Source organism: Rhodococcus sp. NPDC003383 (genome assembly GCF_053589115.1).
The window spans coordinates 104,729-129,699 of sequence record NZ_JBSFRG010000007.1 but is presented as its reverse complement, the minus strand read 5'-3'; the positions used below and the strand labels follow the sequence as shown (position 1 = coordinate 129,699).

Sequence of the window (24,971 nt, the reverse complement as noted above, 5' to 3'; positions counted from 1 at the left end):
CCGGCCGGTTCGCACTATCTCCGGGGCCGCGACCCCCGGCAATGGTTTTCCGCACCGGGTGGTCCAAGTCTTCGGTCCCCCGTTAGCCTGTCCGTACGTCGAACGTGGGTGGGGAGGTAGGCACGGCATGGGCGAAAACCGCCGCCGCGATCTGTTCCGCCACCTCGCCGACGACGACGCCGACGACTATCTCGCGATCGTCGCGTGTCTCTGCGACACGCTCGCCTCCGATCTGTCCGCCGCCGAGATCGCCGACCGCATCCCGGGTAGGCCGTTGACCGCGCAGGTCGTCGAGCAACGCTGCCGCCGCCTCGTCGAGTGGGGCAACCTGACGGCGACCCGGCCGGCGGGGGTCGACACGGACACCGATCGGGATCGGTTCCGGGTGTCCGTCTTCGGCGGCCGGGTGCATCGCGAGGCGACCGCCGTCCTGACCGCGCGCGACGGTGCCCGCGAGGTGGCCCGCGAGGTGCTCGGTCTGATCGCCGAGGATCTCGCCGGCCTCGCGGACGCGCCGGGGACGGCCCGCACCGACCCGGAGGCGGTGTCCGGTCTCGTCACCAGCGTGTTCACGCACCATCGGACGTTCACCGACAGCATCGCCGACTTCTACGCGTATCTCGCGGACGTGCTGGCCCGGTTCGATCTGTCCGGGGACGAGTTCGGCCGGCTCAAGACGTTGCTGCTCGAATACGTCGATCTGCTCGACGGCGACGTCGCCCGGCACACCCCGGTCATCGCGGCGCGTCTGGACGCGCTGATCCCCCGGCTCGATCCGCTGCTCGCGGCACTTCCCGGCCCGCCCGTTCCGGACGGTATCCCGGTCGCGCGGCCCGCGGGCCGCACCCGCGGTGACTGGGAGGAGCTCGCCGCCTGGTACGCCGCGGATGCCGGGCCGAAGCAGTTGCGGGAGGCGGCCGGGCAGGCGCTGGGCCGGTTGCTCGGTCACACCCGACGACGGCTCGCGCCCACCGGCGCGGGCGGCTCACGGCGTGCCGATCTGCTGACGCTGGCCGGACGGTTCGCGGAATCCTCGGATGCGCAGGCGCACCGGTTGTTCGCCGCGAACTTCGCCGCCTACCCGAGCCGGCACCTGCTGCTCGGCCCCGACGAGCCGGACCCGCGGATCGGGCCGGGCACCTCGTGGTGGGACGCCGATCCGGTACCGGTGCCGGTGTCGCTGCGGGAACGCGGGGACCGGTCTCCCCGCGGCCACAGCGCCCGCGTGCCGGACCCGACGCCGGACCGCAGGCGGATCGCGGCCCTCGCCCACGCCGACACCGAGGCGCGCCGTGCCGCCGCGGCCGAACTGGTCGCCGCCGGCGACCTGCACGGCGCGACCGTGTCCGCCGCGGCACGCGAACTGCTGCTCGATCGTCTCGCGGCGCTGCTCGCGCAGCACCGCACCCTGGACACCGCGGTGCGGGTGCAGGACAGCGACCTCGGGTTGTGCCTGCACGCCGCGCCGGGACCGGACACCGTGGTGCACGGCCCGGACGGTGATCTGACGGTGCACGCTGTGCTGCTGCGCGCGACCGCCGTGGATTCGTGGCAGGTGAGTGCCCTGTGACGACCGGCACCGGTACCGCCGCGCAGGACGCGACGGGACGCCGCGACGCGGCGCGCACCCTGCTGCAGCAGCCGATTCTCACCGCGGGCCGCGACCCGGACGCCCTGGCGCTGGTCCGGCGGCACGCGACCGCGTTGCGCACGATGTTCGCGAGCCGCCTCGGCTACACCCTCGTCGTGGAACCGACGTTCGCGCGCCTGGTCAAGGCCGCCCCGGCCCCGGGCACACCGCCGCGGCCGCTGCTGCGCGACGGCGGCGAACCGTTCGGCGCCGCGACCTACGCCCACCTGGCGCTGGTGTGCGCGGCCCTTCTCGCTCCGGGCATCGGCGATCACGTGCTCGTCTCCGCACTGGCCGAGCAGGTCCACGCGGACGCCACCGCGCTCGGTATCGCCGGGTCCGATCCGGTCGCGGACCGGCGGCAACTGGTGGCGGCGCTGCGGGCGTTGCAGGACTGGGGTGTGCTGACCGACGACGCCGGGATCGTCGACCGGTGGGCTGCCGGGGACGGCGAGGACGGGGTGCTGGACGTGCACCGCCCGCTGCTGGCCCACGTGCTCGCACCGGCGCCGGACGCCGGCGGTCCGCCGGTCCCGGCGCGGGTGCGGTTGTACCGCAGGCTCGTCGAGGATCCGGTCGTCGCACGCGACGACCTCGCCCCGGACGAGCTCGACGAACTGCACCGTGACCGGGTCGAACTGGCGCACCGGCTCGACGAGGATTTCGGGCTCACCCTCGAGGTCCGCACCGAAGGTGCCCTCGCGTACGACGCGGACGGCACCCTCACCGATCTGTCGTTCCCCGGGCCGGGAACCCTGAAACAGGCCGCACTGCTTCTCATCTCGTCGCTGATCGAGGAGCACGAACCGACCCCGGGCGCGGATCTGGTGATCTCCGCGGCCGCGGTCGACGCCGCGATCGCGAGCCTGGTGTCCACCCACGCGCGGGACTGGCGGGCCCGGTACGTGCGCGACCCGGACACCCTGCGGCGCGAGATCACGGATCTGCTGTCCGACCTGCACCTGGCCCATCCGGACGGCGGCGGACTCGTGCTGCACGCCCCGGCCGCCCGCTACCGCCCCACCGCCGCCGAACGACCTGACACCGAAACATACACGGACACCGAAAGACCCGCGCCATGACCCGACCCTCCGCCTCGATCGCTCCGGCCCACCATCCCCGGCGGTGGCGGCTCTCGCGCGCCGGCATCGTCAACGTCTGGCACTACCTGGACACCGAGTTCACGCTCTCGGGCGGTCGGCTGATCCTGCGCGGCACCAACGGTTCCGGCAAGTCCCGCGCGCTCGAGATGCTGTTGCCGTATCTGCTCGACGGCGACCGCAAACGCATGGACGCGACCGGTGCCGGGAAGGTGAACCTCGACGAACTCATGCGCACCGGCGCCGGCGACCAGGACAACCGCGTCGGCTATCTGTGGATCGAACTCGCCTGCCCCGACGAATATTTCACGATCGGCGCGCACATCCGCTACAGCGCGGCCGCGCATCGCAGCGAGGTGCACCTGTTCACCACAGGCCTGCGTGTCGGCCACGATCTGACGTTGGTGGACGAGCATCGGATGCCGCTCTCGCGCGACGACCTGATCGCCGCCGTCGGCGCCGACCGCGTCACCCGCAGCCCCGAGGAGCACCGCGACACCGTCCGCGCCGAAGTCTTCGGTCTGCGCGGCGAATCCGGACGCGACCGGTACACCGGCCTGCTGCAGCTGCTGCACACACTGCGCTCCCCCGACGTGGGCAACCGCATCGACGAGGGACGACTGCCGCAGATCCTGTCCGACGCGCTGCCGCCGCTGAGCGAGAACCTGCTCACCACCGCCGGCGACCGTCTCGACGGGCTCACCGAAACCCGCACCGCCCAGGAACATCTCGAAGAGACACGGGAACATCTCGAACAGTTCCACGAGGTGTACCGTCGCTACGCGACGCACGTGCTGCGCGAGGCCGCCGACGCCGCGGCGCACGCCGCCGACCGGGTGGCGACGACGACGGCGGAACTCGCCGAGGCCGACGCCGACGCCGCCGATCTGGAAGCCCAGTCCGCCGCCGCCGACACCCGCCTGCGGGAACGTCGCGACCAGCTCGACGAACTCGAACGCGCCGTCCGGGGCCTCGAGTCGCGCCCGCTGTTCCGGGACGCGGACGATCTCGCGCAGCGCCGCGCCACCGTCGCCGCCCTCGCCGACGCCGCGGAACAGGCACTCGACAGTGCGGCCCGGGCCAGGCACCACGAACAGGTCGACGCCGACGTCGCGGCCGAGCACGTCGACGAGCTCACCGCCGCGGTGTCCTGCTCGGCCGAGCTGCTCGCCGAGGCGAAGGCACGCCTGGGCGCGGCGTCGATGCCGCACACCGCCCTCCCCACCGAACTGCTGCTGCACGTCGACACCGCCCCGCCGCGCATGGAACCGGTCCGCACCGACCGCGACACCGTGCCGGCCGCGCAGGTGCGTCCGGCCGTCGCGGACCTGCAGTTGCGGCCCGACGACCTCGAATCGGCGCGCGACGCCGCGCACGACGCGGCGATCGCCGCGCAGCGCCGCAGCGACCGTGCCGGGCGGCGGCTCGAGGAGGCCCGCCGCCTGGAGGCCGCCGAACGCACCGTCCACGCCGCCGAGGCGGACGCCGAACGGACCGCCGGGGAGGCCGAACGCGACCGCGCCGAGCTCGCCGAGTCGACCCGGGTCCGGGACGACGCCGCCATCGACCTCAACCGGCGCTGGCGGGCCTGGATCACCGATCCCCGCACCGTGCGGTTGCTGCCCACGGTCGAACAGGACGGGCCCGAACTCCTGCAGGTGCTCGCCACGGATCTCGAGGCGCTCACCGGCACCGGCGGCGCGGACGCCGACGCGGCGCTGACCGAACTCGACCGGCTCCCCGATACCGCCGCCCGCGCCGCACGCGACGGCATCGCCGCCGAACTCGCCGCACTCGAACTCGCCGACCACGACGCCGATGCCATCCGCACGGCGCTGCTCGAGGAACGCAAGACCCTCGAAGCGGACCGGCAGCAGGCACCCGGGGACGCCCCGTGGCGACGCGAGAACGACGGTGTACCCCTGTGGCGCGCAGTCGAATTCGCCGACAGTCTCGGCGTGGACGACCGGGCCGGGGTGGAAGCGGCACTGCTCGCCGCCGGTCTCCTCACCGCCACCGTCGACGGCGACGGCCGCCTGCGCGCCCAGTCCGGCCAGGTCCTCGTCTCGCCCCGCAACGAACCGCCGCGGAATCCGCTGTCGACGGTGCTCGTCCCCTCCCCCACCGCCCCGGTGCCGGAGACGGCGATCGCGACGGTGCTCGCCGCGATCGGCTTCGAGGACGCCGGCGCGATCGCGTCGGTGTCCCGCGACGGGCGCTGGCACAACGGGGTGCTGCGCGGACGGCACACCGCCGACGAAGCCCGGTTCATCGGCGGCCACCACCCCGGCGACCCCGACGCACCCGGCCGCCACGCCGAGCGTCTCGACGAGATCGCCGCGGAGCTCGCCGCCGTCGAGGTCGCCGCCGCGCAGCGCGCCGAGCGCCGCCGCGCTCTCGAACAGGACCGGCGCGACCTCGACACCCACCTGCCGACGGCACCGCGGTCGATCGCGCTGCGCGAGGCCCGCATCCGGACCCGCGAGCACGAGGCGCGCGCGAGGCGCAGCGCGGAGGCGGCGGTCGCGGCGCGCGACCGGGCCGCCGAGCTACGGGCCCGCTGGTCCGCCGACCTCGACACCCACCGCGCCACGTGCGCGCACTTCGAGATGCCGTCCGACGTCGCGGCCCTCGAAGCGGTCGTCGAGGCGTGCGCCGACGCCGGGCGCGCATGCGTCGACCTCGCCCGCGGCCTCGACGACGTGCGCGCGAGCCGCGACCGGCACAGCCGCGCCGTCCACCGGTTCGCCGACAGCGGCGCGCGGCGCGTCGAGGCCGAGGCGGTCGCCGAGGCCCGCTGGCACGAGTGGCACGGCAAGGCCGCCGTGGTGGCGGCGCAGCACGAAGCCGTCGCGATGAGCGTCGCGGAGCTCGAGGCCGAACTGTCCAGCTCCGTCACCGAGCAGGCCCGCACCGAGGAACAGTGCCGCCGCACGCAGGCGCACCGGGAACAGCTCGGCAAGGACGTCGCGCAGGTGCGCGAACGCTGTTCGGCGATCCGTGAGCGTCTGGTCCGCGACCGGGAGGAACTCGCGGCCGCGGCCGCCACGCTGTCCGCGCGGTTGCAGCTGCCGTCGATCGCCGCCGCCACGGACGTGCAGGTCGACCCGCTGGCCCACACCGACGATCCGGACACGGTGCGTGCGGTCGCCGACGCGGTGCGCGCGGCACTGCCCGCCGTCAAGGCGGCCGGTCAGAACCGGGTCCTCGCGGCGCTGCAGCAGCTCGCGCGGGCGGTGTCCGGGCAGCTCGACGTCGAGCACACGGTCGACGACGGCGTGCACGTGGTCCGGATCTCGGGGGCGGGGGCCGACGGCACCCCGACGGAGGTCCTCGAGCACGTGACTGCCCGGGTCGACGAGGGCAGGCGCGCGCTCACCCAGCGGGAACGGGACGTGTTCACCGGGTTCGTGCTCGGCGGGGTCGCCGACGAGTTGCGGCGCCGCATCGAACGCGCCGGTGAACTCGTCGACGCGATGAACGCGAGCCTGTCGGGGAGCCGCACCAGCCACGGCATCGGGGTGCGCATCGGGTGGGTGCCCAACCGCGGCGACGACGAGATCGCCCGCATCACCGCGCTGCTGGCGGATCCGACCGGGCCGGGCAACGGGTCGGAACTGATCGACCTGTTGCGCCGGCGCGTCGAGGCCTCGCACACGACGGATCCGTCCGCCGGGTACGCCGCGCACCTCGCGCAGGCGCTGGACTACCGGAACTGGCACACCGTCGACGTGACGATCCTGGGTCCGGAACCCGATCAGGAGCGGCGGATCTCCAAGCGCGCCAAGATCTCCCAGGGCGAGACCCGGTTCGTGTCGTATGTGACGCTGTTCGCCGCGGCCGACGGCTATCTGTCGAGCCTGCCGGACGTGGACCGCGCGCTGCGGCTGGTGCTGCTCGACGACGCGTTCGCCAAGATCGACGATCCGACCATCGGCGAACTGATGGGTCTGCTGGTCCGGCTCGACATCGACTTCGTCATGACCGGGCACGCCCTGTGGGGTTGTGTGCCACAGGTTCCCGCCCTCGACATCTACGAGGTGCGGCGCCTCGAGGACAGCTCGGCGGTGACCACCCACGTGCACTGGGACGGCCACAACCGGCACCTGCGCCCGCTGGACTGAGCCCCCTTCCCCGCGACCGCGGGGCATCCGGGTCGGGCAGCGGGTCCGTCGATTCCCGGGACGGCGGCACCGGCCCTCTATAGCCTCTGGGCTATGTCGCGGCGCTCGCCCCCCACGGCGCCGCAGGCGAGAAGGAGGCTCTTCGGATGTCCGAGTCGACCCGACCCACCCTGATCGAACGTGTCGCGCACTGGGCGCGCACCACGCCCGATGCCGAGGCCGTGCGGTATCTCGACCGCAGCCACACCTGGTCGCAGTGGCACGAGCGGCTGACGCGCCTCGCCGGCGCCCTCGCCGACGCCGGGGTCGGCCCCGGCGACACCGTGGCGTTCGTGGACAAGAACAACCTCGCCTGCATCGAGGTCACGTATGCCGCGTCCGCGCTCGGCGCAGCCACCGCGATTCCCAATTTCCGGCTCGCCGGCGACGAACTCGTCTACGTACTCGACGACGCGAAACCCCGAATCCTGTTCGTGGGCAACGAATTCGTCGAGCAGATCGACGCCATCCGGGACCGTCTCACCGCGGCCCCGCAGATTCTGGTGGTCGGCGGGGACGACGACGAGTTCGAACCGCTGATCGCGCGCTCCGAGCCGCCGTCGGTGCTGCCGCAGGTCTCCGCGGACGACACGGCGCTGCTGCTCTACAGTTCCGGCACCACCGGTCACCCGAAGGGTGTGCAGCTGACCCACCGGAACCTCGCCGCGCACGCCGAGGCGGTGATGTCGGTGCTGCCGTTCACCGACGACGACTGCCTGCTGGTGGCGATGCCGCTGTTCCATGTGGGCGGCACCTGCTACGCGGCGATGGGCATTCACGCGGGGCGCCGCTGCGTCTTCACCCGCGAGGCGGATGCGCCGTCGCTGTTCCGCGGGCTCGCGGAGGGCGCGAACATCGCGTTCCTGGTGCCGCCGGTGATCGCGGGGGTGCTCGCCGCCGGCGAGAAGGCGATCGCGGCGTTCTCCCGGCTCACCCGCATCACCTATGGCGCCGCCCCCATGCCGCTGCCGCTGCTGCGCGCGGCCCTGGCGGCGTGGCCGGACACCGAGTTCGTCCAGGTGTACGGGATGACCGAACTCGCCGGGGTGATCACCGCGCTGCTGCCGGAGGTGCACCGCGACGAGGCGCAGGTCGCGCGTATGGCGTCGGCGGGCACCCCGCTGCCCGGGGTGGAGATGCGCATCGTCGACCCGGCCACGCTCACCGACGTCGCACCCGGTGCGGTCGGGGAACTGTGGTGGCGGTCGGAACAGACCACCCCGGGCTATTGGCACCGCCCGGAGGCGACGAAGGAGGCGATCGTCGACGGTTGGTTGCGCAGCGGAGACATGGGTCGCGTCGACGACGGCGGTTTCGTCTACATCGAGGACCGGCTCAAGGACATGATCATCACCGGTGGGGAGAACGTGTACTGCCCCGAGGTGGAGCGGGTACTCGTCGAACATCCCGAGGTCGCGGAGGTCGCCGTGATCGGCGTGCCGGACCCGAAGTGGGGTGAAACCGTCAAGGCCGTCGTGGTCCCGACCCCGGACAGCACCGTCAAGGAGAGCGAGCTCATCGACTACACCCGCGAACATCTCGCAAAGTTCAAGTGCCCCACCAGCATCGACATCGTCGATGCGCTGCCGCGCAATCCGACCGGCAAGATCCTCAAGCGCTCGCTGCGTGAGCCCTACTGGGCGGATCGGCCGCGCAGCATCTGAGCCGCGGTTCGCGGTGGGAGCGCACCGGCGCTCCCACCGCACCCGTTCGTCAGCCGATGCGACGGAACAGCGCCGCCAGCGCCTGGCCGCCACCGATGCACATCGTGACGATGCCGAGCTCGAGGTCGCGGCGCACCAGATCCTTGGCGACACGGACGGTGAGGATGCCACCGGTCGCGCCGACCGGGTGGCCGAGCGCGATCGCACCGCCGTACGGGTTCGTCTTCTCGGGATCGAGTCCGGCGTCGCGGATCACGGCGACCGCCTGCGACGCGAACGCCTCGTTCAGCTCGATCGTGTCGATGTCGGACGGCGTGGTGCCGGTCTGCTCGAACAGCTTCTTCAGCGCCAGCACCGGGGCGTAGCCCATCAGTTCCGGTTCCATCGCGGCGGTCGCGACGGACTCGAGGGTGACCAGGCCCCGCAGGCCCTTCTCCTCGGCCACCGACTGCCGGGCCAGCACGACCGCGCCGGCACCGTCGTTGATGCCCGACGCATTGCCGGCGGTGACGGTGCCGTCCTTCTCGAAGGCCGCGCGCAGCTTGGCGAGCGTCTCCATGGTGGTCTCGGGCTTGGGGTGTTCGTCGGTGGTGACGGTGACGGGCTTGCGGCCGCCGATCTCGACCGGGGTGATCTCCTCGGCGAACGCCTTCTGGGCGGCGGGTTCGGCGGCGCGACGCTGCGATTCGACGGCGAACTCGTCCTGCTGCTCCCGGGTGATGCCGTACTTGCGTGCGACGTTCTCGGCGGTCACACCCATGTGGATGTTGTGGAACGGGTCGGTGAGCATGCCGACAGTGCCGTCGACGAGGGTGTGGTTGCCCAGCTTGTAGCCGGCCCGCGCGGAGTAGTCGTAGAACGGCATGCGCGACATGTTCTCGTCACCGCCTGCGACCGCGAGGTCGACGCCGCCCCAGCGCATCTGCATCGCGGCCGACCAGATGGCCTGCAGGCCGGAGCCGCACAGGCGGTTGACGGTGTAGGCGGGGACCGACTGCGGGATGCCGGCCGCGAGGGACACGCGGCGGGCGTTGTAGGCATCGGGGCCGACCTGGCCGATGCAGCCCATGACGACCTCGTCGATGTCCTCGGCTGCCACACCCGCCCGTTCGAGGGCGGCCTTGACGGCGGTGGCGCCGAGTTCGTGCGCCGGTACGTCCTTGAAGACGCCACCGAAGCTGCCGACCGGGGTCCGTGCCCCTTCGACGACGACGATCGGTTCCGGTGTGGTCATTTCCTGTCCCATCTGCTCGAAGCGTTCACTACGTCTGGCACCCAGTGCCAGTACCGCATGTAATCCAAGTTACCCGCGCGACGGCGATCGGAATACCCCCTCCCCGTTCGTATTCACTCGACGAACCGATCAGTGCTGGTGAGGATCGTTCAGGTCCTGCCGCAGGATCCGTTCCACCGCCCGTGGCGAGCCCAGCTCGCGCCGCATCTCGGGGAAGCGGGCATAGAACTCGAGCACCCGGTGGAGCAGGACGGGGTCGATGTCGAACCGCCGCGAGTCCACTTCGATCATCGGTTCCCCGGGCATCCGGTCCAGGCGGAAGATGCGGCTGGTGCGGCGCCTGGCCCACGCCGCGGTGGGGGTGCCGAGCACCCACGATTCCGGGTAGCCGTGATGGTCGGCGCGCACCCCGGCCACCGACACCCACGGCAGATAGGACTCCACGGTCCAGCCGCGTTGCCGGACCCCGTCCGGTCCCAGAAGCAGGGAACCGGAGCGGATGTGGCCGAGCAGGACCTCGACGACGAACGCCACGCACGGAACGCCCAGCAGCGCGAGCACGGGACTCACCCACGGGAATCCGCTGCTGAACACGAAGATTTCGACGGCGGCGCCGACGGCGAGCGCGGCGGCACATCCCACCATCGCGACGAGCAACCCGAACACCGATCGTCGCGAGCGCACCTCGGTGGTCCCGGCGACGCCGGCCGGCACGAACCGCACACCGGGTGCTCCGCGCTGCGGTCGCCAGTAGGTGTAGCCGAACAGGGCGGTCAGTCCCATGAGGGCCGCGAGGACGAGGAAGAACCGCGTCACCGCACCCGACTCGGCGGCCGCGGTGCCGGCGCGCCACAGCGCCAGGACGAAGAAGACGGCTGCGAACCCGATCGCGAGGGCGACCCGGCGGTTGAACGAGTCGGCGGGCCATTCCGGGGGTCGCTCCAGAGGTGGGGCGTACGGCGCGGATTCCGGTTCGTCGTCGCGCCCTGTGAACGCCGGTCCCACTGCGATTCCCCTTCCGGAAGCGCCAGGGGACCCCGCCGCCCCCGGCCGGTGCCGGTTTGGGCGCGAACGCTACCGCAGCGCGGCGTTCCAGACGGGTAGACACGCTTGGAACTGGACATTTGGTCGAGAAACCGCCAAAGTAGTCCCACTGACCTGGATAATGCACACAAACATCTCGAGCACCAGTGTGATCATCACCATACTCGAGAGTCAGTTGCCGTATTCATGCTGCTCAGACCAAGTTTCACCGGGGGGAATCGGATGGCGTCGTACCAACACGCGGAATTTTGTGTACGGATGAGTAACACCTTCGGCGATCGACACGACACAATCTGTGACGATTCAGACGAGACCGGAGGAATCTGCATGACTGTCCAGCTTGATTCGCCTGGCATCGAAACCGCCGAGCAGGCCGCTTCGACCGAGGTCGAGCTCGTTTCGGCCGATGTCGAACTGGCTCATCTGTTCGACGAGATCCAGGAACTCGATGCCCAGATTCTCGAGGTGATCAAGCGGCGCTGCGAGCTGTCTCAGTTGATCGGGGTTGCGGCGAAGGCCACCGGCCATTCGCGTGAGGCCCAGAACCACGAGATGCAGGTCCTGGACCGCTTCACCGAGCTCGGCAAGGACGGCAACACCCTCGCGCTGACGCTGCTGCGTCTCGGCCGTACGCGCCTGGCTTCCTGACCTCAGCCCACGGGCGAACGAAGCCCCCGCACCGATTCGGTGCGGGGGCTTCGCCGTTCTCGTGTCCGAGCGCGGTCGGATCAGTAGTAGACCGCTCCGGGTACGCCGCCGCCGACGGCGACGGCGTCGCCGGTGATGCCGACGCTGCGCGGGGAGGCCAGGAACGCAACCACATCGGCGACCTCGCTCGCGTCGATCAGCCGGTGCAGCGAGTTCTGGGCGAGTTCACGTTCGAGTTCCTCGACCGGAATCCCGGTCTCCTGGGATCGTGCGGCGACCTGTGCGACGAGCCGCTCGGTCCGGGTCCGGCCCGGATGCACGACCGTCACGTTGATGCCGTGCGGTCCGAGTTCGTCCGCCAGGTTCTTCGTCAGCGCGGCGACGCTGACGTTCCGGACGGTCTGCGCGATCGAGTTGGCCGCCCGTGCCCCGAGGCCGCTGATGTTGATGATGCGGCCCCAGCCCTGGTCGATCAGGTGCGGCGCGACGGCCCGCGCGGTCCGCAGGTAGCCGAGTACCTTGATCTCGACCTCGCGGCGAACCACATCGTCGGTGGTCGCGGCAAAATCGGTCGGGGCGTTGGCACTCCACGGGGTGGCGGCCGAGTTGACCAGGATGTCCACGCCGCCGAACTCCTCGACGGTGCGCGCCACGAGAGCGTCCACCGAGTCCTGGTCGCCCGTGTCGGTGGGCACCCCGACGACCCGCCGCCCGGTTTCGTCGGCGAGTGCCTTCGCGGCGATTTCGAGGTCGTGGGCGGTGCGCGCGGCGATCACGACGTCGGCCCCTTCGGTCGCCAGTGCTCGGGCGATCGCGTAGCCGATACCGCGGCTGCCTCCGGTGACGATCGCGCGCTTGCCTTCGAGGCCGAGATCCATGGTGCTCCTCACGAAATGCCGGTTGGTTCCCTCTCGACGCTAGCCCGCCGCCGGGTCACCGCCACCGTTTGCCGTCACGGTGACCGAAAGTCGGGTGGGCCGACCGGCCGGAATCGGCCGAAAGGGCCGTGGCGGCACCACGATCGGCGGATACTCGGGCGGAGTTCCCCGTCGGGTTGCCCGAGCCTGGAAGGACGCTTCCCCATGACCACCTACACCGTCGGCTATTTCGTCGGAAGTCTCTCGTCGCGGTCCATCAACCGGACGCTGTCGAAGGCCCTGATCCGGTTGGCACCGGACGATCTCGAGTTCGTCGAGATCCCCATCAAGGACCTGCCCCTCTACAGCCCGGACTACGACGCCGACTTTCCGCCGGAGGGCACGGCACTGAAGGAAGCGATCGCGGGGGTCGACGCGGTGCTGTTCGTCTCTCCCGAGTACAACCGGTCCATTCCGGGCGCGCTGAAGAACGCGATCGACTGGGCGTCGCGGCCGTGGGGCCAGAATTCCTTCGATCATGTGCCGACCGCACTGATCGGCGCGTCCATAGGCGCCATCGGTACCGCGGTCGGCCAGCAGAGCCTGCGCGGGGTGATGGCGTTCTGCAACGCCCGGCTGATGACCGCCCCCGAGGCGTACATCCACTACACACCCGACGTGTTCGGCGACGACGGCAGCATCAGCAACGAATCGACGGAGACGTTCCTGCGCAACTACATGTCCGAGTTCCGGGACCACATCGTGCGGGTCCTCACCGTGCTCCCGCGTTAGGGTCGAGCGGCGCGACCTTCTCGAGTTCGAACTCCGCCAGGACGCGGCCGACGACCGCGGCGATCCGATCGGCGGGTAGCTCCTCGTAGGCGGCCAGCACGATCGCCAGCTGCTCGGCCGGCGGCAGCGTCGCGAACAGCACGTCACCGCGCGGGCTCTCGCCGGCGACCCGAGGGGCCTTGCGCGGACGCTGCAGATAGACGAACCAGCTCAGCACGTACGCGCACAGTTCCGGTCCGACGGGCCCGCGCCACGTCGCGACGGCCCGCGCGACCGCCCGGTCGAGGATCTCCGGTGCCGCGTCCCCCGCGAGGAGCCGCGCGCACGGCGCCAGGTCGGGAAGTTTGCTTTCGAGGACTTCGCGCAGCCCGGCGATCCGCTCCCGGTCCACGGTCAGGGTCAGGCCCTCGAGGGTGCCGTTGCCTCGGCCGCGTTCACCGCTGCTGCTCGCAATGGTCGTTTCTGCCGCCGGCTGGTACATGGCTCTACTTCTTCCTCGCGTCTCTACTACGACCATCGTCCCGCGAGTGAGGAATGTCACGCGTAGTCGCCTACGCGTGTCGCGAACGGGCACTACGCGAGAAAACCCGACCCGACGGTCGGTGCACAGATATTTCCGTACACGGACCGTCGGGCCGGGTGACCTGTGCGTACCAGCGCAGGATCAGCGCAGGATCAGCGCAGGATCGACTTGATCTCGAGGAACTCCTCGAGCCCGAAGACGCCCGCTTCACGGCCGAGGCCGGACTGCTTGTAGCCGCCGAACGGCGCTTCGGTGTTGAACGCGCCGCCGTTGACGTACACCTGGCCGGTGCGCATCCGGCGGGCCACTCGTTCGGCACGGGCGGGATCTGCGGACCAGACGCCGCCGGACAGCCCGTATTCGCTCTTGTTGGCGATGCGCACGGCGTCGTCCTCGTCGCGGTAGCCGATGATCGACAGGACCGGCCCGAAGATCTCCTCGCGGGCGATGGTCATGTCCTCGGTGACCTTGCCGAACACGGTCGGGCCGACGAAGTACCCGGTGGTCAGGCCGGTCTCGCGACCGTCGAGGACCAGGTCGGCGCCTTCCTCCACACCCTTGTCGATGTAGGACCGGACCCGCGCGAGCTGGGTGGCGTTGACCAGCGGGCCGAGCTTGGACCCCGGATCCGAGGGATGCCCGACGGTGTAGGCCTGCGCGACCTTCGCGGCGAGCTCGCTGGCCTCGTCGAGGCGGTCGGCGGGCACGAGCATGCGGGTCAGGGCGGTGCAGGTCTGCCCGGAGTTGAGGAAGCACTTGGAGACGCCCTCGGTGACGGCGGTGGCGAGATCGGCGTCGTCGAGGATGATGTTCGCGGACTTGCCGCCGAGTTCGAGCGCGACCTTCTTGACCGTGTCGGCGGCGACCGCGGCGACGCGCTTCCCGGCGCGGGTGGAGCCGGTGAACGAGACCATGTCGATGTCCGGGTGTGCGGCGATGGCTTCGCCGACGACCGGTCCGTAGCCGCTGACGAGGTTGAACACGCCCGGCGGCAGGCCGGCCTCGTCGCAGATGTCGACGAGCGCGTACGTGACGAGCGGCGCGACCTCGGTGGGCTTGAGGACGACGGTGCAACCGGCGGCGAGCGCGGCGAACACCTTGAGCACGACCTGGTGCAGCGGGTAGTTCCACGGGGTGATGGCGCCGACGACACCGACGGGCTCGCGCACGACGAGGGCGTTCCCGATCTCCCGGTCGTCGAAGTCGTATTCACCGGCGAGCGTGGCGTAGGCGGCGATGTTGCTCAGCGGCATCCCGATCTGGACGGCCGCCGCGAGCTTGAGCGGCATGCCCATGTCGCGGGAGACGAGTTCGGTCAGTTCCCCGGCGCGGTCGGCGGCGAGGGCGGCGACCTTGCCGAGGTAGGCGCTGCGTTCGGCGCCGGACAGCGCCGACCAGGCGGGGAACGCGGCGCGCGCCGCGGCGGTGGCGCGGTCGACGTCGGAGGCGGTGCCCTCCGCGACGACGGCGATGACTTCCTCGCTCGCGGGGTCGATCACCTCGATGCGGTCGGTGCCGTCCGAGTCCACCCAGGCCCCGTCGATGTAGATCTTGGTGCGGTCGAGTACGTCGGTCATGCGATTCCCTCTCTGCAGCACGTCCTGATGTGGCGTGGAACACTCCGACCTGCAGCTTAGCCGAGCGCTCGCTCGGCCGGTGTGACGAACGTGGCGTCCACGCAGGGCACGCGGTGCGGTACGCTGGCCAGGCACTCGCGGGTTTCCAACGTGCTACACGCGGGTTGCCAGACAACGACGTCTGCCTCATTTCAGACGTCGGCATCCACCATCGGAAGTCCGGATTCCCGGGCGCACCCCTCCGTGGCCGCCGGCACGATCCACCCGAGGAGGACGTCCGTTGCTTACGCATGCCGACGGAACCGGCCTGTACGACAGCACTCTCGACAAGAGCAGCTGCGGCGTCGGATTCATCACCCGCAAGGACGGCGTGCAGACGCACGAGGTCCTCACCCTCGGCCACGAAGCCCTCTGCGTGGTCCCGCACCGCGGCGGCATGTCCGCCGAGGGCGTCGGCGACGGCGCCGGCGTCAACGTCGACCTGTCGGTCGCGTTCTTCTCGCAGCTCACCGGAAAGAACCTTCGCGCAGGCGAATTCGGTGTCGGCAACTTCTTCCTCCCCACCGATCCCGCCGCCCGCCCCGCGGCGGAGGAACTGATCGGCGCGGCCCTCGCGGCGCAGGACATCGAGGTCCTCGCCGTGCGCGACGTCCCGGTCGACGACAGCGTGCTGCGGCCGGCCGCCGTCGCATACCAGCTGCCGATCCGGCAGTGGATCTTCGCGCGCCCCGAATCCGTGGACAGCGCAAAGGAATTCGACCGGATCCTGCACGAGGCGCTGCTCGCGGTCGAGGCGCAGGCGTACACCGATCCGGCGCTGGCCGGGCTGTACCCGCTCTCGCTCAGCGCACGCACCCAGGTTCTCAAGGGACGCTTGAACTCTCACGAGGTCATCCCCTACTTCGCCGATCTCACCGATCCGGCGCACGCGGTGCACACCCTCTTCTTCCACACCCGGTTCTCCACCAACACCGACCCGCACCCGACGATGGCGCAGCCGTTCCGGCTCATGGCCCACAACGGCGAGCTGAACACCGACCGCAAGAACCGTCTGTTCGAGGGCGCGCTCGCTCGCGCCTTGGGCCGCAACATCATCCGACCGCCCGGACAGTCCGACAGCTGCCGCTTCGACCAGACCCTCGCGTCGCGGCTGGTGTACGACGATCTCGATCTGGTGACCGCGGTCGTGCAGATGATGCCGCCGGCGTGGGAGAACGACACCACCCTGTCGCCGCAGGTGCGCGCGATGCTCGAGTTCTTCTCGCTGTACGAGGAGAAGAACGACGGTCCCGCCGCGCTGATCTTCGGCAACGGCAGCGTCGTCGGCGCCCGCCTGGACCGCCTCGGCCTGCGTCCGCTGCGCACCGTCGAGACCGCCGAGTACCTGGGCGTGACCTCCGAGGCCGGCCAGTTCGGGTTCGCGCCCGAGACCGTGCTGCGCCGCGGCCGCATCGAGGCCGGCGGCATGCTGTACTTCGACCACGAGCAGGGCCGCTCGTTCGGCACCGTCGAGGCCCTCGAACTGCTCGCCGCGCGCCGCGACTACCCGGCGCTGGTGGCCGACGCCCGCGCCGAGCTCGCGTCGCTGCCCGAGATCCCCGCGGAGAAGGCGGGCTCGCCGCTGCGCTACAACGGCGACCTCGACCGCTACCAGCGGTACGTGTCGTACTCGCTGAACCAGGAATCGTTCAGGTTCATGCTCGACCCGATGCTCGCGTCGGGAACCGAGAAGATCTCCGCGATGGGGTACGGCAACGCCATCAACGCCCTGTCCGATCAGGAGGGCGGCGTCGCCAAGTACTTCTCGCAGCGGTTCGCGCAGGTCACCAACCCGTCGCTGGACTCGATCCGCGAGGCCGACGGCATGACGCTGCGGGTCGCGCTCGGTGCCCGCCCCGGCTCCGGTGCCGCGGAGGCCCGGCAGATCGTGGTGCCGTCGCCGATCCTCACCCACCTGGACATGCTCCGCATCCGCGAGCAGGCCGACACCCCGGTGCGCCGCTTCCAGATGCTGTTCACGCCCGTGTTCGACGATCCGGCCGCGAACGCCGCCGCGCTCGAGGCGGCCGTCGAGGCCCTCGCCGACGAGATCGCCGCGTTCGCCCGCGAATCCGGTGGCATCGCGGTGCTCACCGACCGGCACGTCGCGACCGACCGTGCCGCGCTGCCGATGATCCTGACCACCTCCGCCGTGAACCAGCGGCTCATCGACGAGGGCCTGCGGCTGCGGGTCTCGGTGATCGTCGAGTCCGGCCAGCTCTTCTCCTCGCACCACATCGCCGCGACCCTCGGGTTCGGCGCCGCCGCCGTGTACCCGCTGACGGTGCAGATGCGCGCGGAGGAGAAGTACGGCGACGACGCCGACGCCGCCTTCCTGAAGTTCCGCAAGGCCGCCGAGAAGTCGCTGATGAAGACGATGGGCCGCGTCGGCCTGTGCACCGTCGAGTCGTACATCGGCGGCGAGTTCTTCGAACCCAGCTACCTCGACACCGACGACGCGGTGCTGCGCCGCTGGTTCCCGAACGTGCGGACCCCGGTCGGTGGCGTCGGATTCGCGACGATCGCGCAGGCGGTCGCCGATTGGCACCAGCGTGCCCTGACGGTCGTGGCCGAGAAGGACGTGCCGCTGCTCGGCCTGTTCAAGGAGCGCGCCGAGGGGGCCGGGCACTCGTACGGCACCACCGCGGTGCGCGGCTTCGTCGACATGACCGAGGAGCCCATCACGCTGCCCGGCGGCGAGCGGGACGGCGAACCCGACCTGACCGACGCGCTGCGGCTGCTGCCGCTGCACCGCCTCGGCGACGCCCACGGCCTCGACGACGACGCCTACCGCTACGGCGGTTTCCGGGCGCTGACCGCCGACGAGATCGACCGGTTCGAGATCACTCCCGGCTACCGAGCGTTCGCGCGCACCATGGCCGACGAGCGGGCCCAGCGTCCCGCCGCGCTGCGCGACGTCCTCGCGACCCCGGCCGACGTCACCTACGCCACCACCGCCGACGAGTTCCGCCGCGAGATGGGCCGCTTCGCCCGCTACGGCAACAACTCGATGCTGGTGCGCGGCCTCTCGGCGGCCCGGGTCGGCGACGAGGAGTTCGTGCTGCGCCTGACCGGCCCGCGCGCCGACGAGGCCGACCGGCTCGAGGCGCTCGCCCAGTCCCTCGTCGCCCGGTTCGGCGACGAGGTCCTCGGCTACCGCTGCTACGGCGACACCGTCACCGTGCAGGCCACCGGGCAGGCCCGCGACTACCTCGCGCTGGTCCGCAAGGCCCCGGACAGCGTGCCGCTGGACCGGGTGCAGCCCGCCCACGAGATCACCCGCACCCTCGCGTCCGGCGCGATGAGCCACGGCGCCCTGAATTCCAACGCCCACGAGGCCGTCGCGCACGGCACCAACATGGTCGGCGGCATGTCGAACTGCGGTGAGGGCGGCGAGCACATCTCCCGCTACGGCACGATCCGCGGGTCGCGGATCAAGCAGTTCGCGTCGGGCCGCTTCGGGGTCTGGGCCGGTTACCTCGCCGACCCGATGCTCGAGGAGATCGAGATCAAGATCGCGCAGGGCGCCAAGCCCGGCGAAGGCGGGCAGCTGCCGGCCGCGAAGGTGACCGTGGAGATCGCCGCCGCGCGCGGTGCCACGCCCGGCGTCGAACTGGTGTCGCCGCCGCCGCACCACGACACCTACTCGATCGAGGACCTCGCGCAGCTCATCCACGACTGCAAGGCCGCCCGGGTCCGGGTCATCGTCAAGCTGGTGTCCTCCGAGGGCATCGGCACCATCGCCGTCGGTGTCGCGAAGGCCGGCGCGGACGTCATCAACGTCGCCGGCAACACCGGCGGCACCGGCGCCGCGTCCGTCACCTCGCTCAAGTACGCGGGCCGCTCCGCCGAGATCGGCATCGCCGAGGTGCACCAGGCGCTGTGCGCGAACGGCCTGCGCGACAAGGTGGTGCTGCGCTGCTCCGGTGCCCACCAGACCGCATCCGACGTGATCACCTCCGCGCTGCTCGGCGCCGACAGCTTCGAGTTCGGCACCACCGCGCTGATGATGCTCAAGTGCGTCATGGCCAAGAACTGCAACGTCAAGTGCCCGGCCGGTCTGACCACCAATCCCGAGGTGTTCGACGGTGACCCGCGCGCGATGGCGCAGTACCTGCTCAACGTCGCGCACGAGACCCGCGAAGTGCTGGCCCGGCTGGGTCTGCGGTCGCTGCGCGATGCCCGCGGCCGCTCGGATCTGCTGCACCTGCTCGACCACCCGTCGTCCGTCGGCAAGCTGGACCTGCGGGCCATGCTGACCGTCGTGCCGGAGGTCTCGGTCGAGAACCCCGTGTACCTGGAGAAGGACTACGAACTCGACGACCGCTGGATCGCCGAGCTGCGGGCGGCGCTGGTCGACGCCGGCGAGACCGCGGTCGCGCTCGGTGACGGTGTCGCGCTGACCAACCGCAACAAGAGCGTCGGGGCGCAGCTCGCCATCGACATCGAGCGGATGCTGGGCCACGAGCAGCTCGGCGAGATCCCCGCGGCCCTGCGCGACGAGCGCGGCCGCCGCTGGCTGCGCGACGGCGCCGTCACCGTCACCACCACCGGCTCGGCCGGCCTGTCGTTCGGCGCGTTCTGCAACGACGGAATGGTGCTGGCGCACACTGGAACCGCGAACGACGGCGTCGGCAAGGGCCAGTGCGGCGGCGAGATCGTCGTGCTCTCCCCCGGCGGCGGCTCCGCCGATCACGGCGGCAACGTGCTCATCGGCAACTTCGCGTTGTTCGGTGCCACCGGCGGCCGGTTGTTCGTCCAGGGGCAGGCCGGCGACCGGTTCGCGGTCCGCAACTCCGGTGCCGCCGCGGTCGTCGAGGGGGTCGGCGAATTCGCGTGCGAGTACATGACCAACGGTGTCGTGCTCAACCTCGGCGGATTCGGCAAGGGCCTGGGCAACGGCATGTCCGGCGGGTTCGTCTACCAGTACGACCCCGAGGGCCTGCTGCCCGGCAAGGCCAGCGCCGACTCGATCGTCCTCGGTTCCGTCACCGGCGACGATCCGCAGGCGGCGGTCCACAACGCGGCCGTGCTCGAACTGCTGCACCGGCACGTCGAGGCCACCGGGTCCGTCAAAGCCCGCTTCCTGCTGGACAACTGGCAGACCGAGCAGGCGCACTTCGTGTACGGCATGCCGCGGGCGCTGCTGCAGTACCAGGACTCGGAGCAGATCCTCGCCGCGAAGTCCCGCAAGGAACTCGCCGATGAGGTCGCCGCGGCCCTCGTCGAGCACCAGGTCCGCAAGTTCAAGACCGACTACCGGCAGGGCACGCCGGTGGCCGGGGGCGTCACCCCGGACGGCACGGACAGCGAGGCGATGTTCGCGCTGCTCAACAACTACACGGTGCTCGCCGCCGCCCAGTCGATGGCGATGCAGCGCATCCCCGGCGCCACCGACGCCGCCGATCCGGCCGTGCAGAAGGCGGTGCGCAACCTGCTGCTGACCGAGGACTTCTTCCTCGTCAAGAAGCTGCAGCGGTACGCGCTCGAGGCGATCTCGGAGCGCACCGACGAGGAGCTCGCGGTGCTCGTCGCCGACAAGCGCCTCGGCGACTACAAGCGGTCGCTGGCGTTGCGCAACGTCCGGTCCGTGTACACCCCCGGCACCTACGGGTGGATTCTCCTGCAGGACAGGAAGAACCACGACTCCATCGGCCGGCTGCCCGGTTACGAGGAACTGTTCGCGCGTCACGCGGTGCCGGATCTGCTCGCTCAGTCGCCCGAGCTTTCCACGGAGGTGGCTTCCGCATGACCCCGTTCATCCCCACCGACGCCCCGTTCACCACGGACCAGCGGTCGTGGCTCGCCGGCTTCCTCGCCGGCATGCAGACCCGTCTGCTCGCCACCGGCCCCGACACCGCCACCGCGGCGGGTTCGGCGCCCGCGCTGCACATCCTGTACGGATCGCAGACCGGCAACGCCGAATCCGTCGCCGAGGACACCGCGGCCGCGGCCCGCAGCCACGGATTCGCACCGACGGTGTGCGCGCTCGACGACGTCGACCTCGACCGGTTCGCGACGTTCGGTCGCGTGCTGATCGTGACGTCGACCTACGGCGAGGGCGAGATGCCCGACAACGCCGAACTGTTCTGGGAGGCCCTGTCGGCCGAGTCCGCGCCGCGGCTCGAGGGCATGGACTTCGCGGTGCTCGCGCTCGGCGACACCGGCTACGACGGGTTCTGCCAGGCCGGCAAGCTCATCGACATGCGGCTCGAGCAGCTCGGGGCGCAGCGCATCGTGCCGCGCGTGGACTGCGACGTCGACTACGAGGACGTCGCCGCCGCCTGGATCGCCGAGACCCTGCCGCTCGTCGCGGCCGTCGAGGGCATCCACGGCGACGGCACCGCGGCCGTCGCGGCCCCGGCTCCGGCCCGCGCGAAGTCGCAGTGGAACCGCAGGAATCCGTTCCCCGCGACCGTGACGGTCAACCGGCTGCTGTCGGGTGAGGGGTCCGGCAAGGAGATCCGCCACTACGAGTTCGACCTCGCCGGGTCGGGCCTCGAGTACGAGGCGGGCGACGCCCTGAACGTGGTGCCCGTCAACGATCCCGACCTCGTGCAGGCGCTGCTCGACACCCTCGGCCTGGACGGCGCGGTCGTCCCCTCCGGGCACGAGCAGACCCTGACCGAGCTGCTCACCCGCAGCTACGAGATCACCGCGCCGAACATCGACCTGCTCGAGGAGGTCGAGAAGCGCACGCACAACGAGGAACTGACGTACGTGCTGCGGCACGGCGACAAGGCCGCGCTCGACGACTGGCTGTGGGGCCGCGACATCCTCGACGTGCTGCGCCTGGAACCGACTCCCGAGCTGTCCGCCGAGGAGTTCCTGTCGCTGCTCAAGCCGCTGCAGCACCGCGCATATTCGATCTCGTCGAGCCCGAACGCGACGGAACAGAGCGTGCACCTGACGGTCGCGGCGGTGCGCTACGGCACCGACGGCCGCGAACGTCGCGGTGTGTGCTCGACGTTCCTGGCCGACCGGGTCGGCGAGAACGGCATCGCCGGGGTCTTCGTCACGAAGAACAAGGCGTTCCGGGTCCCCGCCGACGACACCGCCCCGATGATCATGGTCGGTCCGGGCACCGGGATCGCGCCCTTCCGGGGCTTCCTGCAGGAACGCCGCGCGCGGGGCGCGACCGGACGGAACTGGCTGTTCTTCGGCGACCAGAAACGCGCGTGCGACTACGTGTACGAGGACGAGCTGACCGAGTTCGTCGAGTCCGGTGTCCTGACCCGCCTGGACCTGGCGTTCTCCCGCGACCAGGCCGAGAAGATCTACGTGCAGACCCGGATGAAGGAGCACGGCGCCGAGCTGTTCGCGTGGCTCGAGGACGGCGGCCACTTCTACATCTGCGGCGATGCCTCCCGGATGGCGAAGGACGTCGACCGGGCGCTGCACGAGATCGTCGCCGAGCACGGCGGTCTGTCGGAGGAAGACGCCGCCGAGTACGTGACCAACCTCAAGCGCGAGAAGCGGTACGTGCGCGACGTGTACTGAGGTGCGGCTCCGCCGCCCGTGTGCCTTTGTGGCGACCCCAACCGCCACAAAGGCACACGGGCGGCACAGCCGCACGGTTACCCTGGTCGGAGGCCGTGTCGAGCGGTGGCACGGATGCCACGGGAGGAGACTCCGATGCCCGACCGAACCTCGGCGCGAACCGAACGGGCGCCTGTCGTCGAACGCCCGGACCAACTGCGCAACGTCGTTCTGATCGGATGCAGTGGGGTCGGCAAGACCACCCTCGCCGAATCGCTCGCGCTCGCCGCCGGCGCCATCGGGCGTGCCGGCCGCACCGTGGACGGCACCACCATCTCGGACTTCGAACCGATCGAACAGCAGCACCGGCGATCGGTGCAGCTCGCCATGATCCCGCTGGAATGGAACGGCACCAAGATCAACCTGATCGACACGCCGGGCCACCCGGACTTCGACGCCGAGGTCCGCGCGGGCCTGCGCGCCGCGGATTCGGCGGTGTTCGTCGTCTCCGCGACCGACCCGATCAGCGCCGCGACCCGCGCGCTGTGGCGGGAATGCGCCGAGGCCGGACTCCCCCGCGGCATCGTCGTCACCAAACTCGATATCGCGCGCAGCGGCTACGAGGAGATGCTCACCGAATGCCACGACGCGTTCGGTCTCGGACCCGACACCCTGCGCCCGGTGTTCGTACCGGCGTACGACGGCTCCCGGCCGTGCGGGTCGGTGGACGTGCTGCTCGGCCGCACCTACGGTGACCCCGGCCAGACCCCGGATCTGGGGCAGATCCGGGAGAGTCTGGTCGAGGCGATCTCGGGGCAGGACGACACCCTCATGGAGCGCTACCTGGCGGGTGAAACCCTCGACACCGATTCCCTCGCCGACGGCATCCGACGCGAAATGATCTCGTGCACACTGCATCCCGCATCCGCCGCCACCGACTACGGGGTGGGTGCCGCCGAGCTCCTCGACCTGATCGCGGCGGTGTTCCCCGACCCGACGCACCGTCGGCCCGGCGCCCCGTTCGCCGATCCGGACGCCCCGCTGGCCGCGCAGGTCGTACGCGTCACCGGCGACGCGTACGTGGGGCGGATCAGCCTCGTGCGCGTCTATTCCGGCAGGCTGCGCCCCGACACGTTCGTTCGGTTGAGCGGGCCCGGCCACACCGAGGAGACCACCGAACGGATCCCGACGCTGACCAGCCCGTTCGGCAAGCAACAGCGGCCGGTGCCGGAGGCGGTCGCCGGGGACCTGGTGTGCATCGGCAAACTCGGCAACGCCGTACCCGCCGACACCCTCTGCGACCCGGACCATCCCGTCGTCCTCGATCCGTGGCCGCTGCCGGAGGCGCTGCTGCCGGTCGCCGTCGAGGGCCACACCCGAAGCGACGACGACAAGCTCGCCCAGGCCCTGTCCCGGCTGACCGCCGAGGATCCGGCGGTGCGCCTCGAAAACAATCCCGACACACACCAATTGGTGTTGTGGTGCACGGGCGAGGCCCACGCCGAAGTCGTCCTCGACCGGCTCCGCAACCGGCACGGGGTGAACGTCGACATCGTCGACTACCGGGTCGCGTTGCGCGAGACGTTCGCCGGTCCCGCGAAGGGGCACGGCCGGCTGGTGAAACAGTCCGGCGGGCACGGCCAGTACGCGGTGTGCGACATCGAGGTCGAGCCGCTACCGGTCGGCAGCGGTGTCCAGTTCGAGGAGCACGTCGTCGGCGGCGCCGTGCCCCGCCAGTTCATCCCGTCCGTCGAGAAGGGCGTGCGCAGCGCCACCGCCAAGGGTGTCGCGACCGGTCATCCGCTCGTCGACGTCAAGGTCACGCTCGTCGACGGCAAGGCCCACTCGGTCGACTCGTCGGATGCGGCGTTCCAGGCCGCCGCGGGACTCGCGTTGCGCGACGCCTCCACCCACACGACGGTGCGGGTGCTCGAACCCGTGGACGCGGTCAAGGTCGTGGTCCCCGACGACTATCTCGGCGCGGTCCTCGGCGACCTCTCGGCCCGGCGCGGCCGGGTTCTGGGCACCGAGAACGCGGGTCCGGGCACGACCCTGCTGCGCGCCGAGGTTCCCGAACTGGAACTGACGCGCTATCCCGTCGACCTGCGCGCCCTGACGCAGGGCACCGCCGAGTTCGCGCGCGGCTACCTGCGCCACGAACCGATGCCCGAATCCCTCGCCGCGCAGCACACGAGCGCCGGCAACGGCAACGGACACTGAG

General features: G+C 70.9%; 14 protein-coding genes. 9 read left to right on the top strand and 5 right to left on the bottom strand.

All coding sequences use genetic code 11. The features are described from left to right. The first annotated feature begins 127 nt into the window (after window positions 1-127). From ACWDTS_RS09185 to ACWDTS_RS09170, 4 genes are all read left to right on the top strand, one after another. Window positions 128-1,570, top strand: a complete 1,443-nt coding sequence (locus ACWDTS_RS09185; RefSeq protein WP_197252373.1) for a DUF2397 domain-containing protein — start codon at window positions 128-130, stop codon at window positions 1,568-1,570. Further along, complete coding sequence (locus ACWDTS_RS09180) at window positions 1,567-2,712, top strand: TIGR02678 family protein (RefSeq protein ID WP_450118017.1); 1,146 nt, start codon at window positions 1,567-1,569, stop codon at window positions 2,710-2,712. Before ACWDTS_RS09185 ends, ACWDTS_RS09180 begins: the two co-directional genes overlap by 4 nt. Beyond that, window positions 2,709-6,854, top strand: a complete 4,146-nt coding sequence (locus tag ACWDTS_RS09175; RefSeq protein ID WP_450118016.1) for a TIGR02680 family protein — start codon at window positions 2,709-2,711, stop codon at window positions 6,852-6,854. The genes ACWDTS_RS09180 and ACWDTS_RS09175 overlap by 4 nt, the downstream gene beginning before the upstream one ends. Window positions 6,855-7,000: 146 nt before the next feature. Beyond that, the gene (locus tag ACWDTS_RS09170) at window positions 7,001-8,557 is read left to right on the top strand and encodes a long-chain-fatty-acid--CoA ligase (protein ID WP_450109837.1); all 1,557 of its coding nucleotides are present in this window, start codon (window positions 7,001-7,003) and stop codon (window positions 8,555-8,557) included. 49 nt (window positions 8,558-8,606) lie between these two features. Here ACWDTS_RS09170 and ACWDTS_RS09165 read toward each other — a convergent pair whose 3' ends face one another. Beyond that, the gene (locus tag ACWDTS_RS09165) at window positions 8,607-9,791 is read right to left on the bottom strand and encodes a thiolase family protein (protein ID WP_450118015.1); all 1,185 of its coding nucleotides are present in this window, start codon (window positions 9,789-9,791) and stop codon (window positions 8,607-8,609) included. 129 nt (window positions 9,792-9,920) lie between these two features. Further along, window positions 9,921-10,796 (bottom strand): hypothetical protein, encoded by an 876-nt coding sequence (locus ACWDTS_RS09160; RefSeq protein ID WP_248675698.1) that lies wholly within the window; start codon window positions 10,794-10,796, stop codon window positions 9,921-9,923. 366 nt (window positions 10,797-11,162) lie between these two features. Here ACWDTS_RS09160 and ACWDTS_RS09155 point away from each other — a divergent pair, with 366 nt between their 5' ends. Beyond that, window positions 11,163-11,483, top strand: coding sequence for a chorismate mutase (locus ACWDTS_RS09155; protein WP_197252378.1), 321 nt, complete (start codon window positions 11,163-11,165; stop codon window positions 11,481-11,483). 80 nt (window positions 11,484-11,563) lie between these two features. On the opposite strand, the gene ACWDTS_RS09150 is transcribed toward ACWDTS_RS09155, so the two are convergent. Continuing rightward, on the bottom strand, window positions 11,564-12,361 hold the full coding sequence (locus tag ACWDTS_RS09150; RefSeq protein ID WP_450109835.1) for an SDR family NAD(P)-dependent oxidoreductase: 798 nt from the start codon (window positions 12,359-12,361) through the stop codon (window positions 11,564-11,566). A 204-nt stretch (window positions 12,362-12,565) separates the two neighbouring features. Between ACWDTS_RS09150 and ACWDTS_RS09145 the strand changes: the two genes are divergently transcribed. Continuing rightward, window positions 12,566-13,132, top strand: coding sequence for an NADPH-dependent FMN reductase (locus ACWDTS_RS09145; RefSeq protein ID WP_450109834.1), 567 nt, complete (start codon window positions 12,566-12,568; stop codon window positions 13,130-13,132). Here the strand turns inward: ACWDTS_RS09145 and ACWDTS_RS09140 are convergent. Further along, window positions 13,113-13,613, bottom strand: coding sequence for a hypothetical protein (locus tag ACWDTS_RS09140; protein ID WP_231610578.1), 501 nt, complete (start codon window positions 13,611-13,613; stop codon window positions 13,113-13,115). The two genes, ACWDTS_RS09145 and ACWDTS_RS09140, sit on opposite strands and share 20 nt — an antisense overlap. Window positions 13,614-13,807: 194 nt before the next feature. After that, a complete protein-coding gene (locus tag ACWDTS_RS09135) occupies window positions 13,808-15,232 on the bottom strand; it encodes an aldehyde dehydrogenase family protein (RefSeq protein ID WP_450109833.1) in 1,425 nt (474 codons plus the stop codon). Window positions 15,233-15,512: 280 nt separating this feature from the next. On the opposite strand from ACWDTS_RS09135, the gene ACWDTS_RS09130 reads away from it, so the two are divergent. From ACWDTS_RS09130 to ACWDTS_RS09120, 3 genes are all read left to right on the top strand, one after another. Continuing rightward, a complete protein-coding gene (locus ACWDTS_RS09130; RefSeq protein WP_450109832.1) occupies window positions 15,513-21,023 on the top strand; it encodes a glutamate synthase-related protein in 5,511 nt (1,836 codons plus the stop codon). Beyond that, a complete protein-coding gene (locus tag ACWDTS_RS09125; RefSeq protein ID WP_450109831.1) occupies window positions 21,020-22,771 on the top strand; it encodes a sulfite reductase subunit alpha in 1,752 nt (583 codons plus the stop codon). The genes ACWDTS_RS09130 and ACWDTS_RS09125 overlap by 4 nt, the downstream gene beginning before the upstream one ends. 135 nt (window positions 22,772-22,906) lie before the next feature. Further along, window positions 22,907-24,970 (top strand): elongation factor G-like protein EF-G2, encoded by a 2,064-nt coding sequence (locus tag ACWDTS_RS09120; RefSeq protein ID WP_450111697.1) that lies wholly within the window; start codon window positions 22,907-22,909, stop codon window positions 24,968-24,970. Window position 24,971 lies beyond the last annotated feature (1 nt).

What these genes read in the sequence shown, in the direction of transcription:
- ACWDTS_RS09175 (WP_450118016.1), top strand. Translation starts at nt 2,709, where the DNA reads ATGACCCGACCCTCCGCCTCGATCGCTCCGGCCCACCATCCCCGGCGG.
- ACWDTS_RS09145 (WP_450109834.1), top strand. Translation starts at nt 12,566, where the DNA reads ATGACCACCTACACCGTCGGCTATTTCGTCGGAAGTCTCTCGTCGCGG.
- ACWDTS_RS09170 (WP_450109837.1), top strand. Translation starts at nt 7,001, where the DNA reads ATGTCCGAGTCGACCCGACCCACCCTGATCGAACGTGTCGCGCACTGG.
- ACWDTS_RS09135 (WP_450109833.1), bottom strand. Translation starts at nt 15,232, where the DNA reads ATGACCGACGTACTCGACCGCACCAAGATCTACATCGACGGGGCCTGG.
- ACWDTS_RS09155 (WP_197252378.1), top strand. Translation starts at nt 11,163, where the DNA reads ATGACTGTCCAGCTTGATTCGCCTGGCATCGAAACCGCCGAGCAGGCC.
- ACWDTS_RS09185 (WP_197252373.1), top strand. Translation starts at nt 128, where the DNA reads ATGGGCGAAAACCGCCGCCGCGATCTGTTCCGCCACCTCGCCGACGAC.
- ACWDTS_RS09140 (WP_231610578.1), bottom strand. Translation starts at nt 13,613, where the DNA reads ATGTACCAGCCGGCGGCAGAAACGACCATTGCGAGCAGCAGCGGTGAA.
- ACWDTS_RS09165 (WP_450118015.1), bottom strand. Translation starts at nt 9,791, where the DNA reads ATGACCACACCGGAACCGATCGTCGTCGTCGAAGGGGCACGGACCCCG.
- ACWDTS_RS09120 (WP_450111697.1), top strand. Translation starts at nt 22,907, where the DNA reads ATGCCCGACCGAACCTCGGCGCGAACCGAACGGGCGCCTGTCGTCGAA.
- ACWDTS_RS09150 (WP_450109835.1), bottom strand. Translation starts at nt 12,361, where the DNA reads ATGGATCTCGGCCTCGAAGGCAAGCGCGCGATCGTCACCGGAGGCAGC.
- ACWDTS_RS09125 (WP_450109831.1), top strand. Translation starts at nt 21,020, where the DNA reads ATGACCCCGTTCATCCCCACCGACGCCCCGTTCACCACGGACCAGCGG.